This window comes from Citricoccus sp. CH26A (genome assembly GCF_000224415.1).
Taxonomy (GTDB): Bacteria; Actinomycetota; Actinomycetes; order Actinomycetales; family Micrococcaceae; genus Citricoccus.
Window position 1 is genome coordinate 1 of sequence record NZ_AFXQ01000025.1, and the last position, 14,514, is coordinate 14,514.

Annotated in this window: 11 protein-coding genes and 1 pseudogene; 5 read left to right on the forward strand and 7 right to left on the reverse strand. The window is 69.9% G+C overall.

Going from position 1 to position 14,514, the window contains the following annotated elements; genetic code table 11:
• From CITRI_RS19820 to CITRI_RS0112895, 3 genes and pseudogenes are all read right to left on the reverse strand, one after another.
• Positions 1–195: pseudogene (locus tag CITRI_RS19820) on the reverse strand (hypothetical protein); the annotation flags it as partial.
• Positions 192–1,367, reverse strand: a complete 1,176-nt coding sequence (locus CITRI_RS0112890; protein ID WP_010145278.1) for a type III polyketide synthase — start codon at positions 1,365–1,367, stop codon at positions 192–194. The pseudogene CITRI_RS19820 and the gene CITRI_RS0112890, both read right to left, overlap by 4 nt.
• Positions 1,368–1,552: 185 nt before the next feature.
• Complete coding sequence (locus CITRI_RS0112895; RefSeq protein WP_141566112.1) at positions 1,553–4,282, reverse strand: helix-turn-helix domain-containing protein; 2,730 nt, start codon at positions 4,280–4,282, stop codon at positions 1,553–1,555.
• A 592-nt stretch (positions 4,283–4,874) separates the two neighbouring features.
• Between CITRI_RS0112895 and CITRI_RS0112900 the strand changes: the two genes are divergently transcribed.
• The 3 genes from CITRI_RS0112900 to CITRI_RS0112910 all read left to right on the forward strand — a co-directional run bounded on the left by CITRI_RS0112900 (position 4,875) and on the right by CITRI_RS0112910 (position 8,264).
• Positions 4,875–6,365 (forward strand): amino acid ABC transporter substrate-binding protein/permease, encoded by a 1,491-nt coding sequence (locus CITRI_RS0112900; protein ID WP_010145282.1) that lies wholly within the window; start codon positions 4,875–4,877, stop codon positions 6,363–6,365.
• On the forward strand, positions 6,362–7,138 hold the full coding sequence (locus CITRI_RS0112905) for an amino acid ABC transporter ATP-binding protein (protein WP_010145283.1): 777 nt from the start codon (positions 6,362–6,364) through the stop codon (positions 7,136–7,138). Before CITRI_RS0112900 ends, CITRI_RS0112905 begins: the two co-directional genes overlap by 4 nt.
• Positions 7,139–7,244: 106 nt before the next feature.
• A complete protein-coding gene (locus CITRI_RS0112910; RefSeq protein WP_010145284.1) occupies positions 7,245–8,264 on the forward strand; it encodes a siderophore-interacting protein in 1,020 nt (339 codons plus the stop codon).
• 306 nt (positions 8,265–8,570) lie between these two features.
• Here the strand turns inward: CITRI_RS0112910 and rpsI are convergent, their stop codons facing one another.
• Both rpsI and rplM read right to left on the reverse strand, forming a co-directional pair.
• A complete protein-coding gene (gene rpsI / locus CITRI_RS0112915) occupies positions 8,571–9,068 on the reverse strand; it encodes a 30S ribosomal protein S9 (protein WP_010145285.1) in 498 nt (165 codons plus the stop codon).
• 35 nt (positions 9,069–9,103) lie between these two features.
• Positions 9,104–9,547 carry a 50S ribosomal protein L13 gene (rplM, locus tag CITRI_RS0112920; RefSeq protein ID WP_010145286.1) on the reverse strand — a complete coding sequence of 148 codons (444 nt, stop codon included), beginning with the start codon at positions 9,545–9,547 and terminating at the stop codon, positions 9,104–9,106.
• Between the two features lie 955 nt (positions 9,548–10,502).
• Between rplM and CITRI_RS17710 the strand changes: the two genes are divergently transcribed.
• Complete coding sequence (locus tag CITRI_RS17710; protein WP_237709066.1) at positions 10,503–11,837, forward strand: HNH endonuclease signature motif containing protein; 1,335 nt, start codon at positions 10,503–10,505, stop codon at positions 11,835–11,837.
• 35 nt (positions 11,838–11,872) lie between these two features.
• Here CITRI_RS17710 and truA read toward each other — a convergent pair whose 3' ends face one another.
• Entirely contained in the window at positions 11,873–12,844 is a 972-nt protein-coding gene (truA, locus tag CITRI_RS0112930) for a tRNA pseudouridine(38-40) synthase TruA (protein WP_010145288.1), read from the reverse strand.
• 58 nt (positions 12,845–12,902) lie between these two features.
• On the opposite strand from truA, the gene CITRI_RS0112935 reads away from it, so the two are divergent.
• The gene (locus tag CITRI_RS0112935) at positions 12,903–13,730 is read left to right on the forward strand and encodes a CPBP family intramembrane glutamic endopeptidase (protein WP_010145290.1); all 828 of its coding nucleotides are present in this window, start codon (positions 12,903–12,905) and stop codon (positions 13,728–13,730) included.
• A 162-nt stretch (positions 13,731–13,892) separates the two neighbouring features.
• Here the strand turns inward: CITRI_RS0112935 and rplQ are convergent, their stop codons facing one another.
• Positions 13,893–14,474, reverse strand: a complete 582-nt coding sequence (gene rplQ / locus CITRI_RS0112940; protein WP_010145291.1) for a 50S ribosomal protein L17 — start codon at positions 14,472–14,474, stop codon at positions 13,893–13,895.
• Between the last annotated feature and the right edge of the window lie 40 nt (positions 14,475–14,514).

Consider the following 14,514-nt stretch of genomic DNA (forward strand, 5'->3'; position numbering starts at 1 on the left):
CCGGATCAGGGTGCGGTAGGTGAGCTGCCAGCCGGCGACGACCGTGTTGACGGCCCGGAACCCCGCGTAGGTGCGGTGCAGGGCGGCCAGGTCGCAGTCGGGACTGTCCATCTGCTCGGGCACCTCGGGGCGGCGGACGGAGAGGTCCGGCACGCCCGGCAGCGTGATCCTCCGGTGCGCGGCCGCGGCGCTCATGCCCGGGTCATCAGGGCCGACTCCACGGTCAGGCCGGGACCGAAGGCCATCGCGCAGACCCGCTCCCCCGCCTCACCGGGGGAGTCCATGATCTGCTGCAGCACGAACATCACGGTGGCCGAGGACATGTTCCCGAAATCGCGCAGCACCTCGCGGGCCGGGCACAGCTGCTCCACGCTGAGCCCGAGCCGGGCCTGGACCTTGTCCAGGATGGACCGTCCACCGGGGTGGATGGCCCAGTGCTCCAGCTCCGCGTAGGGGCGGGCGGCCAGCTCCGGATCGGTGGCCAGCAGCGGTTCCAGGGCGGAGGTGATGTGCTCGTCGATGATGTGCGGGACGTAGGTGCCCAGGATCATCTCGAAGCCGTTGTCCCCGATGTTCCAGGCCATGGCCTCCTCCCCCACCGGGGTCAGTACCGTGGCGAAGGCGTCCAGGCGCAGCCCGCGCGGGCGTGAGGGACCGAGGCCGCCGGTCCCACCGGACCCTGTGGTGGCTGTGGTGCCTGCGGTGTCCGCCGTGACGACCGCGGCGGCCGCGCCGTCCGAGAACAGGGACGCCCCCACGATCGTGTCCTGGTCGTTGCCCAGCCGCACGTGCAGCGTGCACAGCTCCACACTCACCACCAGCACGACGGCGGACGGGTCCGCCTCGCAGACCGCCGCGGCCTCGCGCAGTGCCGGCAGGGCGGCGTAGCAGCCCATGAAGCCGATGTGGGTCCTCTTGGTGGTGGCGGGCAGCCCGAGCCGGCGCACCAACTGGTAGTCCGGGCCCGGGGAGAAGAACCCGGTACAGGAGACGGTGATGACGTGCGTGACGTCCTCGGGCTCCAGGTCCGGACAGGCCTGCAGGGCACCGCGGCCGGCCTCCTCGTAGAGGTCGGCGGCGTGCTGGGTGTAGACGAGGTTGCGGGTGCCCGTGCTGGGATTGAGCACGTGGCCGGTGGCCGGGTCGAAGAAGGTGCCGATCGGCCCACTGGCGCCCCGGCCGGCGTCGCGCCAGTCCTCCACGACCGTATGCCGGCGCTCAATGCCCGAGGCGTTGAACGCGGCCGGGACCAGCCGCTTCCCCAGCCGGTTCAGTCCGGGCTGGGCGACCAGCACGTCCCTGACCATCTCCTGTTCCAGCACGATGGGTGGGACGGCGGTGTGCAGGGACCGGATCAGAGCAGGCATGCCTCATCGTGACAGTCGTCATGCCTCGGGCACAACCACCGCGTACGAAGAGTCCGGGCATACGGGTCGCCCGAACAGCCCGCAGGAGCGGCCCGGGCGACCGTTCCGCAGGAACACCCCGCTGGACCGTTGCGCAGGAACACCCCGCAGGAACACCCCGGCGGAAGACCCCGGTGGGTAGCCGGTCAGAGCCCGTAGCGGCGGGCGGCCTCCAGGGCCTCCTCGGACGTCGAGGCACCGAGCTTGGCGTAGAGACTGCGCAACTGCCCCTTGATGGTGTTCTCGGCACGGAAGGTCGAGGCGGCCATCTGCTTGCGGGTCATGCCCTCCCGCAGCATCCGCAGCACCTCCTGCTCGCGCGGCGTCAGCTCCGGCACGACCTCCGCGTCGGCCCCCGCGGGGTGGGTCACGGCGGCGATCCGGGCGGCCTCGTCGTCGTCGATCATGCCGAGACGGACGAAGACCGGTGTCCAGCCGAAGGGATGGAAGTAGGCCAGGTCCGCCAGTTCGGCACCCTGGCGGGCGATGAGGGGCAGCTGGCGCAGCACGGACTCGTCCGCCGTCTCCGGTGTGGCCTGGGCCCGGGCGATGACCTCGGCCAAGTCCGCGAGCGCGCGGTGCCGCATGTTGGTGCGCTCCGGCTCGTGCAGGGCCCTCAGCGTTCCGTCGAAGTCCTGCTTCCACAGGCAGCGCATGGCCTCGAGGTTGGCGAGCATCGGGTTGCGGTCCCAGTCCGGCACCGCCCCGCCCCGACCGCCGACGAGCATGGCCAGGTTCGAGACCTCGCGGAGGAGCCGGTCCGCCAGGGGCGCCCGGCAGGCATAGGGCCGCTGCTGCCGCCACTCCTCGATCCGGTGTTCCGCCTCCCCCAGGCGCCCGTCCAGCGTGAGGCAGTACGCGATGGCGCTGGCATGAGCGGCCCAGAACTCGTTGGAATCCGGTTCGAACGGGAGCTCTGCCAGCAGCTGCCGGGCCTTGTCGTGCTCGAGCTCGGCCGTCGCCACGTGGATCCGGGCCAGGATGGCCGCACGGGCCAGCATGGGGCGGCCCCACCGCACGGCGGCGAGCGGTTCGTCCACCTTCTCGAGCCACCGCCGGGTCTGGTACAGGTTGCCCATGTGCGCCGAGAGCAGCGCGAGCTTGCCGGCGGCATCGGCCTTGATGAAGTCCACCTCACCGCTGCTACCCCAGAAGTAGGCTGCCTCATAGGCGGCCTTCGCCTCGACCTGCCGATCGGCCAGGTGCAGCGCGATGCCGGCCTGCAGGTCGGCGAATCCCGCGACCGCGGGGCTGACCCGCAGGCTGTCCACGGCGGCGTCCACCGTCGCCCGGACCCGCTGTGCCGCCTCGGCCGCCTCTGCGAAGTGCCCGGACAGCCGCAGGTGCGCCAGTTCGGCGATGCCCAGGGTCAGCGTCCTGCGGTCGGGGTCGAGCGGCATCCGTGCCGTGCGGACCCGTAGTCGTTGCGCGGTCTCGTCCCGGGCGTAGTCCGGCTTCGTGACGGCCGGCATGAAGTCCATGCCGTCGGCCCGGGTCACGGCCATCAACCGGGAGACGATCCCGGTGACACCGAGACCGGAGATGACCTGGCTGGGCAGTCGGCCGACGGCCTGCGCCAGCATCGGCGCGTTCCGCATGTACAGGTCCACCCAGTGGTCCAGGATGAGCCCCTCCAGGCGTTTCCACGCCCGGTCCCGCAACGCCGTCTCGACGGCGGTCTCCACCCCCACGTTCAGGGTGGTGGCATCGACCGCGGCCTCGCTGAGCTCCCGGGCCCGCTGCGGGTCCGCGTCGATGACCGACATCTGCAGCGCCTCCCGGACGAGCGTCGGCATCCGCCGCTGACCGTCCGAGCACCGCACCACCAGCCCCAGCTCCTGCAGCTGCTGCAGCGACGGCCCGGGGCCCGGCACCGCGGGGTGTGCGCTGAACGCCGCCAGGATCTCCTCCGTGAACTCGGGCAGGAACGCCGCCATCTCCACGACCTCCCGGTCCTCGCGCCCGCCGAGCCAGCGCATCAGCGAGGACATGACCGCCAGCTTCGCCGCGTGGTTGCCGAGCGGATCGTCCAGGAGGATCCGCACCGCCCGCAGCCAGCCACCGGTCCGGGTGTGGATCTGCAGCGGAGTGAGCGGCTTCGGCGAGTAGCCGTTGGTGGCCGCCCGCCGGGTCAGCTGCGCAGACACCTGACCCCTCAGGGGAACCTGGACCGGCACGCCGGCCGGCTGACGCGCCGGATCGGGGGCACCGTAGGCCTCGATCTCGTCCACGGTCAACAGCACGTCGTCCGGCCCCGCCAGCCGTGTGGGGAAGGCGGCCGCGAGCGCGGCCACGGGCACCTCGTGCCCCCCGACGACGGCGACCCGGCCGCCGTCGGGATCGTCCAGGAGGGATCCCACCCGGTCGATGAACGCCTGCACCTCTCCGCCAGACTGCTCCCAGGAGAAGATGCGCCGGCGCACCTCCGGGCCGTACAGCTCCCCCAACGGGCCGTGTGCGGCACCCGGAGCCGGAGCGACGCCCGGCCGGGCAGCCGGGTGGCCGTCGTCGGGCCGGGCAGTCGAGTGGCCGTCGTCGGGCTGTCCGGAGGCGGGCGCCGGGGCGGGCGTGCGGGCGGACGCGGGAGTGGGCGCTGAGGTGGGCTCGTGCGCGGGCTCTGAGTCGGAGGTGGGCGTAGAGGCGGACTCGGAGGTGGGCTCGGGAGCGGATGCACGGGTGGCGGCCGGGGTGGACCCGTACGCAGCGACCCAGCCGGCGGCCAGCCAGGGCGCACCGGTGCCCATCGGGGCGCGGACGATGAGCAGTCGCTCCTCGCCGGAGGGAGTCCGGAGGAACCGGTGGAGGGCCGGGTGGGAGGCTCCGGGGTCTTCGAAGAGTGGCGTCGGCGTCATCGGCTCGGGTCCGGGATCAGTCATTCCGCTGGCGGATCAGGGCTAGTGGCACGGGGAAAGACCAGCGTGTCACAGGCGTACGGCGGATGTCCCGGGGCGGTCGACCGGCGGGGGCCGCGTATCCGGAGGACCCGGCGCTGCCCGGCGAGACGCCCGCGACGCCTGGTCCGGCGCACCCCGGCGAGATCTGCGCTCCGGCGCACCCCGGCGAGATCTGCGCTCCGGCGCACCCCGGCGAGATCTGCGCTCCGGCGCACCCCGGCGAGATCTGCGCTCCGGCGCACCCCGGCGCAATGCCCGCTCCGGCGCTGCCCGGCGAGATGCCTGCGCCTGTGTGCGGATAGGTCGAGCCGACCCCCATGAGATTCCCCCTCCACGTCGGTGTTCGCATCGTACGCCGGACCGGGGACGCCGTGACCCAGAACACGTCATGTTGGCGTCCCCGGCCTCGTCGCAGGCCACCTCTGAGGCGTGGATCACGCGTTCTGTAGGCTGGTCTCCACTGTCACATCACGCCCGCCGGGCCGCCCGATCCGTTCGGGAGTCCGGCCGGCATCGCACCGTCCCGCCGCACCCACCACGGCGGGGAGGAGACACAGAAGAAGGGGACATCCTTGTGAGATCCATCCAGAACAGGCCTGCCCTGGCGGTGATCGTCGCACTGGCCGCCCTGGTCTTCGGCGGCGCCTCACTCTCGGGCGTCACCACCCTGGCGACCGCGCCGTCGGCCGCTGCGGCGACGCCCGCGGGAGCCGGCCAGACCTACACGATCGCCACGGACACCACGTTCGCGCCCTTTGAATTCCGCGACTCCTCCGGGGAACTGACCGGCATCGACATCGACATCATGGAGTCGATCGCCGAGGACCAGGGCTTCGAGGTCGAGTGGCAGTCCCTCGGCTTCAACGCCGCCCTGCAGGCCGTGCAGTCCGGCCAGGCCGACGGCGTGATCGCCGGCATGGGCATCACGGACGAGCGCCGCGAGATCTTCGACTTCTCCGAGCCCTACTTCACGGGCACCCTGACCCTGGCCGTGAACGAGGGCGACGAGGGCGAGATCACCGGCTTCGAGTCCCTCGAGGGCAAGACCCTGGCCGTGAAGACCGGGTCCCTGTCCGAGGAGGAGGCGAAGGCGAACCAGGAGGAGTTCGGCTTCGAACTGCTCCCGCTGGACCAGACCACCACGATGGTGGAGTCCGTGAAGTCCGGCAACGCCGATGCCCTGATGGACGACTACCCGATCATCGCCTACGGCGTGGAGCAGGGCTCCGGCCTGGTCACGGTCGGTGAGCAGATCCCCACGGGTGACTACGGCTTCGCCGTCAACAAGGGCGACAACGCCGAGCTGCTGGCCATGTTCGACGCCGGCCTGGCCGAGCTGCAGGCCTCCGGCGAGTACGACGAGATCGTGAACCGCTACCTGGGCGGCGAGGGCGAGGACGACGGGGTGGACCGCTCCACCTTCTGGGGCCTGCTCGTCACCTCGTTCCCCGCCCTGATGTCCGGCCTGGGCAACACCCTGCTGGTCACCGCCATCTCCTTCGCCCTGGCCATGGTGCTGGGCCTGCTCTTCGGGTTCATGAAGATCACCCGCAACCCCGTCCTGCGGGGCATCGCGGTCACCTTCATCAGCATCTTCCGCGGCACCCCGATCCTCGTCTGGGCGTTCTTCTTCTACTTCGGCCTGCCGCAGCTGATCGGCACCAACGTCAACATCTGGGTCGCCGGCGTGCTGACGCTGACACTCAACGGTGCGGCGTACATCGCCGAGATCGTCCGCGGCGCCGTCCAGTCGGTGGACCCCGGCCAGATGGAGGCCTCGCGGTCCCTGGGCCTGGGTTACGGCAAGTCCATGCAGCGCGTGGTGCTGCCGCAGGCGTTCAAGATGATGACGCCCTCGTTGATCAACCAGCTGGTCATCATGCTCAAGGACTCCTCGCTGCTGCTGGCCATCGGCTTCGCCGAGCTGCTCTACCAGGCCCAGCAGATCTACGCCGCGAACTTCCGCGTCACCGAGGTGCTGCTGATCGTGGCCGTCATCTACTTCGTGGCCATCACGCTGCTGACCCAGCTCGCCAACTACGTGGACAGGAAGGTCAACAAATGAGCACCCAGGCCGTAGAGAGCACCGGCGGGACCGCCCCGGGCCGCAAGGTCGTGGTGGACGTCCAGGACCTCACCAAGTCCTTCGGCGACCATGAGGTGCTCAAGGGCATCACCGGGCAGATCCACGAGGGCGAGGTACTGTGCGTCATCGGCCCCTCCGGCTCCGGCAAGTCCACGTTCCTGCGCTGCCTGAACCGGCTGGAGGAGCCCACGGGCGGCACCGTGCGGGTCGGCGACTTCGACCTCACGGACCCCAAGGTGGACATCAACAAGGTCCGCCGCCACATCGGCATGGTGTTCCAGCAGTTCAACCTGTTCCCCCACATGACCGTGGCGGAGAACATCATGCTGGCCCCCACCGAGGTCAAGAACGTCTCCAAGGCCGAGGCACGGCAGGCCGCCGAGCGGTTGCTGGACCGCGTGGGACTGAAGGACAAGGCCGACGCGCGGCCGGCGTCGTTGTCCGGCGGACAGAAGCAGCGCGTGGCCATCGCCCGGGCGCTGGCCATGAGCCCGCAGATCATGCTCTTCGACGAGGCGACCTCCGCCCTCGACCCCGAGATGGTGGGCGAGGTGCTGCAGGTCATCCGCGACCTGGCCGTGGAGGGCATGACCATGGTGCTGGTCACCCACGAGATGGGCTTCGCCCGCGAGGTGGCCGACCGGGTGCTGTTCATGGACCACGGGAAGATCGTGGAGGTCGGCCCGCCGGAGCAGATCTTCGACAACCCGCAGCAGCCGAGACTGCAGGAGTTCCTCTCCAAGGTCCTCTGACCGGGCAGGTCGTTGCGCAATACGGCATGACTCCGTAGGTTAATAGGCAAGCCTTACCTCACTCGAGGATCCCGAGGCGTCCCCGACCCGACGGAGTCCCCCTGCCATGACCGTGACGGCCACCCGGACCTATCCCGCCACGCGTGCCTACCGGACGCACGTGACCCGGATCAGCCCGCTCAGCGAGCACTTCATGCGCTTCACGCTGGCCGACGAGGACCTGCAATTCTTCGGCACCGGGGGCCTGGACCAGCGGATCAAGCTGATGATCCCGCGCGCCGACGGCTCACTGCCGGACGTCGGGCTGTTCGAGGACCCCGCTCCCCCGATGATGGAGTGGTACCAGCGGTGGCGGTCCCTGTCCGAGGAGGAGCGCAACCCCATGCGGACCTACACCGTCCGCGCCGTGCGCCCCGCCGAGCGCGAGATCGACGTGGACTTCGTGCTGCACGGCACCGACGGTCCCGCCTCGGCGTGGGCGTCCACCGCGGCGGTGGGCGACGAGCTCGTGGTCATCGGCCCGGACGAGCGCTCCGAGACCGGCGGACGAGGCCGCAGCGGGGGCATCGAGTGGGACCCGGGCGAGGCCACCACCCTGCTGATGGCCGGTGACGAGACCGCCGCCCCCGCCATCTGCGCCATCCTCGAGACCCTCGACGAGCGCTACTCCGGCCACGTGTACATCGAGGTGCCCACGGCCCAGGACACCCTGCCGGTCCACACCCGCGCCTCCGTGCAGCTGCAGTGGCTGCCCCGCGACGACCGCCCCCAGGGCGAGGCGCTGACCGAGGCCCTGCGCGCCTGGGGCCGGGACCACGGCGCCACGGTCGCGGGGAGCGGCATGGTGACCGCGACCGGGCGTCCCGACGGCGGCGGGGCAGGTGCCGTTGCGGGGACCGGTGCCGGGACCGAGGCAGCCGTGGCCGTCGAGGCCGAGGCCGACAGCGAGGCCCCGCTCTGGGACGTGCCCACCGAGGGGCCGCACGGGCGCTGGTACGCGTGGCTGGCCGGTGAGGCCGGGGCGATCACGTCGATCCGGCGGCACCTCGTGAAGGACCTCGGGATCGACCGCAAGTGCGTGTCCTTCATGGGCTACTGGAAGCAGGGCCGCGCCGAGGGCAGCTGATCCCGCGCCCGGTCCCCGGGCATGCTGCAGCCCTGATGGCGCGACAGTCCTCGTGATGCCTCCGGGTCGCCCCCACCGTGGAGCCGTCCGGTCCCTGACTGTCGCGGCTGCAGGCGACCGCGCTCCCGGTGGATACCGCCGCTCATCCATGCCGGCTGAGTCCAGGCTTAAACCGCGCCGGCTGAGTCCCGGCTTAAACCGCGGAACCCCGCAGCCTGGTCCGTGAGGACCGGGCCACGGGGTTCCGCGGGCCGAGAGCGGCAGGCGAGCTGCCGCCGTCGGGAACTGCCGGGAGGCAGCGAAGGATCAGCGCTTCGAGAACTGCGAGGCCTTGCGGGCCTTCTTGAGGCCGGCCTTCTTGCGCTCGATGACGCGGGCGTCGCGGGTCAGGAAGCCGGCCTTCTTGAGGGCCGGGCGGTTGTTCTCCCGGTCGATCTCGTTGAGGGCACGGGCCACGCCCAGGCGCAGGGCGCCGGACTGACCGGAGGGGCCACCGCCGGAGATGCGGGCGATGACGTCATAGGCACCCTCGAGCTCGAGAAGCTTGAACGGGTCGTTGACTTCCTGCTGGTGCAGCTTGTTCGGGAAGTAGGTCTCGAGGCTGCGACCGTTGATGGTCCACTGGCCGGAGCCGGGGATCACGCGGACGCGGGCGATGGCCTGCTTGCGACGACCCACGGCGCCGCCGGCGACGGTCAGGGCCGGGCGCTCGGAGACCGCAACGGCCTCGGCAGCGGGGGTGGACTCGGAGGTGTAGCTGGTCAGCTCCACTTCCTCGGTCGACTCATTCTCATTCAGAGTCATGGTTCTCCTTGAAAGATTGTGGTGGGGCTGACCCGTTACTGGGCGACCTGGGTGATCTCGAACGTCTTCGGCTGCTGGGCGGCGTGCGGGTGCTCGGCACCGCGGTACACCTTGAGCTTGTGGATCTGCTCAGCAGCCAGGGAGTTCTTCGGGAGCATGCCGCGGACGGCCTTCTCCACGGCGCGGACCGGGTTCTTCTCCAGCAGTTCCGCGTAGGACACGGACGAGAGGCCACCCGGGAAACCGGAGTGGCGGTAGGCCCGCTTCTTCTCGAGCTTGGCGCCGGTCAGGGCCACCTTCTCGGCGTTGATGATGATGACGAAATCGCCCATATCCATGTGGGGGGCGAAGGTCGGCTTGTGCTTTCCGCGCAGCAGAGTTGCGGTCTGGCTGGCAAGACGACCCAGCACGACGTCAGTGGCGTCGATGACGTGCCACTGGCGGTCGGCGTCGCCGGGCTTGGGAGTGTACGTACGCACGGTGTTTGCCTTCGTGTTCGGTGTCGGTACAGTGACCTGGCCGCAGGGCGTGAGTCCGCGGGCGGGCACTGAGTTCTTCGGTGCGCAACCGGTACATCAGGTGAGGACTGATGTGAGGCCGGGTCCGAAAGCTTCCCGGCGGCGCTCCGGGCATTAGTGACCATGCAACCAGGCCACCCGAGGGCACAGCGAATCCGGGAAAGGACACGCACAACGAAGATTCATACTACCGGACCGACGCACGGCGGGCAAAGCGTGGGTTCGGACGGCGCCCGGCCGCCGATGGGCGCAGGTCCGGGGTCGACGACGGGCGCCCGGGGCGGGATGGGATCGGGGCGGGCGCCCGGGCGCGGTGTTCGCACCGGGTCCGAACACTGGCAGATCGGGCGTCAGTGCTGGGAGCCGGGAGTGACGCCCGCCCCCTACTCCGAACTCCACAGGTGACCACTTACCGCGTGTCGTCCACAGATTCTCTCGATCGCTTTCTTCTCCAAGAGGCTCGTGATGGGATGGATGTATTCGAACATCAGTTCTACAACCGGGGTGAGCAGCCTCCGGAGCAGGCCGGGAGGAGGCCAGGATGACGGCGCAGGAACAGGAGACTCCCGGGGCACCTCTCGCCGACGACCTCGACCTGCTGTCCCTCGAGGAGCTCGTTCGGCTCGCCTCTGCGGCATCCATGTCGCTGACGCGCAGGCTCTCATCAGCACGGTCACTGGACGAACTCGCTCCCGTGCTCCATCCGGAGGAGCGTGCGGGCGACTGGGGAGCCATGTGTCTCGCCGGTGGTTCGTCAGGCACGGAAACCGCAGAGGACCGCCTGCCGCCGTCGACTCCCTGCGCCCGATCCTCGCGCGCGGCCCGTGCTGATGTGATGGATAGGAGGCCTCTCCCGGGGGTCGACATCGAGGATGCCACTCTCACGCTGCCGGCCCTCCACCACGCGCTCGAGACAGTGGCCCGCTCCGTCACGGCGGCGCAGATGTCCCTGGCGGGCCACACGGCGGAGGTCTTCGACCTGCCGGCCGAGCGGTCTCGGCTGCTCGGGATGCCGGAGGGCAAGACGGCATTCCGGGACACGGCCGACTACCTGCGGGGCGTGCTTCGCGTGGACATCTCCGAGAGCAGGCGCAGGCTTCGCCATGCCGCCGTTCTCTGCGAGTCACGGGCCCTGACGGGCGAGACTCTGCCTCCGCGGCTTCCCCAGCTCGCCGGCGCCGTGCTCGAGGGCCTACTGGACCGATCCGCCATCGACCACGTCAACAACACCCTGGCCGAGGCTCGCACGATCGCCGACCGCGCAGGCATCGAGCCCCAGGCCGCGGACCTCATGATCCGCCAGGGCGAGAACCTCATGGTCGAGCAGGGGCAGACCATGGACCCGCGCAACCTGCAGAAGGTGTGCCATCACTGGTTGAAGCACTTCGAGGCTGCAGTGGATCCTGACGGGAAGGAACCGGTCGACCTCGATTCCCCACGGCTCCAGGGGCTGGTGCACAAGGGCAAGAGCAACGGTTTCCATCAGTGGTTGCTGTCCGCGAACGACGCCCAGCACGAGATCCTCATGACCATCGCCTCTGCTGCGACCAATCCCCGGGCCCGGCAGAACAGCCCCGAGCCCGGGCAGGCCGCGCATGGAGCGGAGGCCGACGACGGCGATACCGAACCACCGACCGATCCGCGCACGGACAACCAGAAGCGGCTCGACGGCCTGATTGCCTGCCTGTCCGGAGGCCTCGCCGTCGCCGACAGCAAGACCCTCCCCTGGACGGGTGGGATGCGCCCCCAGGTGGCCGTGACCATCGATTACCGGACGCTGCTGCGGGATCTCGTGGACACGGGAACCATCACCGTGGAGGACCTGACCCGGTTCCAGTCGCATGCTGCCTTCACCGGGACGGTCCACCCACAGAACATCCGCACCCTGGCCTGCGACGCGGACATCCTGCCGGTGGTCCTGGGCGGTGACGGCCAGGTGCTTGACGTCGGACGGGCCCAGCGGCTCTTCCCCGCACGGCTCCGTCAGGCCATCGCTGCCAGGGACGGCGGTTGTGCTGCACCGGGATGCAGTATTCCTGCACCGTGGTGCGATGTCCACCACGTGGAGCACTGGGAACGGGGTGGACCCACGTCAACGGACAACGGGGTGTTGTTGTGCAACCATCACCACCACGCCGTGCACGCGGGCGCCTGGGAGATCGACATGAGATCGGGGCGGCCGTGGTTCATCCCCGCCCCCTATCTGGATCCACGGCAACGGCCCCAGCGCAACAGATACTGGCGGCAGTAGTGGGCCCCGCGAACGTGGTCGGCCCTACGGTTGACTCAGGAACCGTTGCCGACGTTCGACCGTCCTCGCACGGCCGTCTCGTGGCTGCGGCGCTTGGCGCGCGTTCCCTCGGCACGGGCAGCATGGGCACCCGGGTCTGCACCGTCGTCCGGATACCGGACGTGTTCCAGCACCAGGGCGTGCGGCGGCGCGAGCTTGGTCTGCGAGTCACGGACCATGGCCTCCAACCGCTTGGCGACCCAGCCCTGTTCGTGACGGCCCTCCCCCACCTGGATGACGGCGGCCACCAGCGCCCGCACCATGTTGTGGCAGAACGCATCGGCCTGCAGTCGGGCGGTGATGACGCCGCTCTGGTCATCACGGGTGACTGCGAAATCCTGCAGTTCCCGGATGGTCGTGGCCCCGTCGCGCGGCCTGCAGAACGTCAGGAAGTCGTGCAGTCCCAGGACGGACACCGCCTCTGCATGCATCGCCTCGACGTCCAGGGCCGTCTTGTGCCAGAACGTGTAGCGGCGGTTCAGGGGGTCGCGGGTTTCCGGCGCGTCACTGATTGCGTAGCTGTAGGAACGCCACAGGGCGGAGAATCGCGCATCAAAGCCCTCGGGGGCCCGTGCGGCGCGGTGGATGGTCAGGGCCCCGTGTTCGCGGCTGAGGGCGCCGGACAGTCGCCGTACCAGCGTCGACGCCGGGTCCAGGCCCTCGCGACCGCGCGTGACCCCGAGCCACTCGGCCTCGGTCAGGTCGAAGTGGACGACCTGTCCCCGAGCGTGCACACCCGCGTCCGTGCGACCTGCGACGACCGTTCGCACGGGACGGCGGATGATCATCCCCAGGCCGTCCTCCAATGCCCCCTGGACGGTGGGCAGCCCCGGTTGGGTGGCCCAGCCGTTGTAGTCCGTGCCGTCGTAGGCGAGATCCAGCCTGACGCGGACGAGTGCGGGATCCGAGGAGAATGCTTCTCCGGACAGCGCCGAGTCGCTCGGTACGGTTTCGGGCGTCGAGGGCATGGGGTTCATCCTAGGACGGAGGCCGAAGCGGTTCGGCCGGGACGGCAGAATGACAGGCATGGAACCCTGGATGTCGTACCTGCTGACCGTCACGCCGGGCATCATCCTGGTGGCCGTCGTCGTGATGCTCCTCCCCCGTCAGGCCCACGGTGTACGGGTCCTGGTGCTGATCCTGGGATTCATCTTCGCCCGGGACGCGATGACCACCCACGGACTCTGGGAATTCGGCACAACGGACGTCGGTTCCGCCTCCGAGGCCGCCCCGTTCGAGATACCGCGGTTCTGGTTGCGGTTCACCGACGATCCGATCGCGCTGCTGGTGCTGGCGGTCGCCTCACTGGCGTTGGCGGCCGGCGCCGTGCTGGCGTGCCGGGAACAGCGCTGGACCGTCCTGTGGACCGGACACCGGTGGTGGACATCGGTCCTGGCCGGCATGCTGGGCATGGCCGTCATCGTGCTGCCGTTCCTGTGGCTATACGGCACGATCGGCGTGTGGTTCCCGGCGTTGTCTGGCGGAATGCCGGTGATCCCCGTCGAGGACCGCGGCGGCAGCGTCGCCGCCGGGCTGCTGATCGTGCTCGCGGTGTTCGCCCTGTGCGGCAACCTCCTCGAGGAGGTGCTGTTCCGCGGCTTCCTCCAGGCGCACCTGGAGGACGAGAGTACAGGCCGGACCGGTCGCTGGAGGGCCGCCCTGCTGTCGGGCCTGATCTTCGCCGCCGGACACCTGTTCCTGGCCTACACCGTGACCGACATCGGTTGGCCGCTGGTCGCGTTCACCCTCTTCGAAGGACTCGTCTGCGCCATCGTGGCGTTGCGGCACGGTGTCCTCGGGTCGACGGTCGCCCACGGCGGGGCCATCTTCGTGCTGGCGTCGGGGCTGGTCTGACCCGCCCGTCGCCCGCCCACGCACCCCAGACCCCACGCGGCCCTGGCCCGCCTCCGCCTCCACCCCCCAACGCAACGACCCGCCTCCCCCACGTACGTGGGGAAAGCGGGTCGGAACGACGCAGTCGCGAACAGCGGGGCTGTCACGGACGGCGGGTGAGGATCACTTGTCCTCGGACTTCTCCTCGGCCGGAGCCTCGGTGGAGTCGGCCTCGGCGGCAGCCGGAGCCTCGGTCTCAGCAGCCGGAGCCTCAGCGGTCTCGGCCTCGTTGACCGGAGCCTCGGTGGCCTCGGTCTCGGCGGCCGGGGCAGCCGGAGCGGCGGTCTCGGTGGCCTTCTCGGCCTCCTGGACCACTGCCTGCTTCGGGGACACCGGCTCCATGACGAGCTCGATGACGGCCATCGGGGCGTTGTCGCCGTGACGGTTGCCGATCTTGGTGATGCGGGTGTAGCCACCCTCGCGGTTGGCCATGGCCGGTGCGATCACGGTGAAGAGCTCGTGCACGATGGTCTTGTTCGTGCGGTTCTTCGCCGAGATGATGCCCTGGACCTTGCGGCGGGACGCGAGGTCACCCTTCTTGGCGAAGGTGATCAGGCGCTCGGCGAAGGGACGCAGGCGCTTGGCCTTGGTCACCGTCGTGGTGATCTTCTTGTGCTCGAACAGGTTGGCCGAGAGGTTGGCCAGCATGATCCGCTCGTGGGCAGGGCCGCCGCCCAGGCGCGGTCCCTTGGTGGGGGTAGGCATTGGTGATTCTCCTCAGATGGACCCTGACGGCTGCCGGCCA

Excerpts from the sequence above, each read along its gene's own strand:
- CITRI_RS0112910 (WP_010145284.1), top strand. The coding sequence starts at position 7,245 with ATGACCGTGACGGCCACCCGGACCTATCCCGCCACGCGTGCCTACCGG.
- rplQ (WP_010145291.1), bottom strand. The coding sequence starts at position 14,474 with ATGCCTACCCCCACCAAGGGACCGCGCCTGGGCGGCGGCCCTGCCCAC.
- truA (WP_010145288.1), bottom strand. The coding sequence starts at position 12,844 with ATGCCCTCGACGCCCGAAACCGTACCGAGCGACTCGGCGCTGTCCGGA.
- rpsI (WP_010145285.1), bottom strand. The coding sequence starts at position 9,068 with ATGACTCTGAATGAGAATGAGTCGACCGAGGAAGTGGAGCTGACCAGC.
- CITRI_RS0112890 (WP_010145278.1), bottom strand. The coding sequence starts at position 1,367 with ATGCCTGCTCTGATCCGGTCCCTGCACACCGCCGTCCCACCCATCGTG.
- CITRI_RS0112935 (WP_010145290.1), top strand. The coding sequence starts at position 12,903 with ATGGAACCCTGGATGTCGTACCTGCTGACCGTCACGCCGGGCATCATC.
- CITRI_RS0112905 (WP_010145283.1), top strand. The coding sequence starts at position 6,362 with ATGAGCACCCAGGCCGTAGAGAGCACCGGCGGGACCGCCCCGGGCCGC.
- CITRI_RS0112895 (WP_141566112.1), bottom strand. The coding sequence starts at position 4,282 with ATGACTGATCCCGGACCCGAGCCGATGACGCCGACGCCACTCTTCGAA.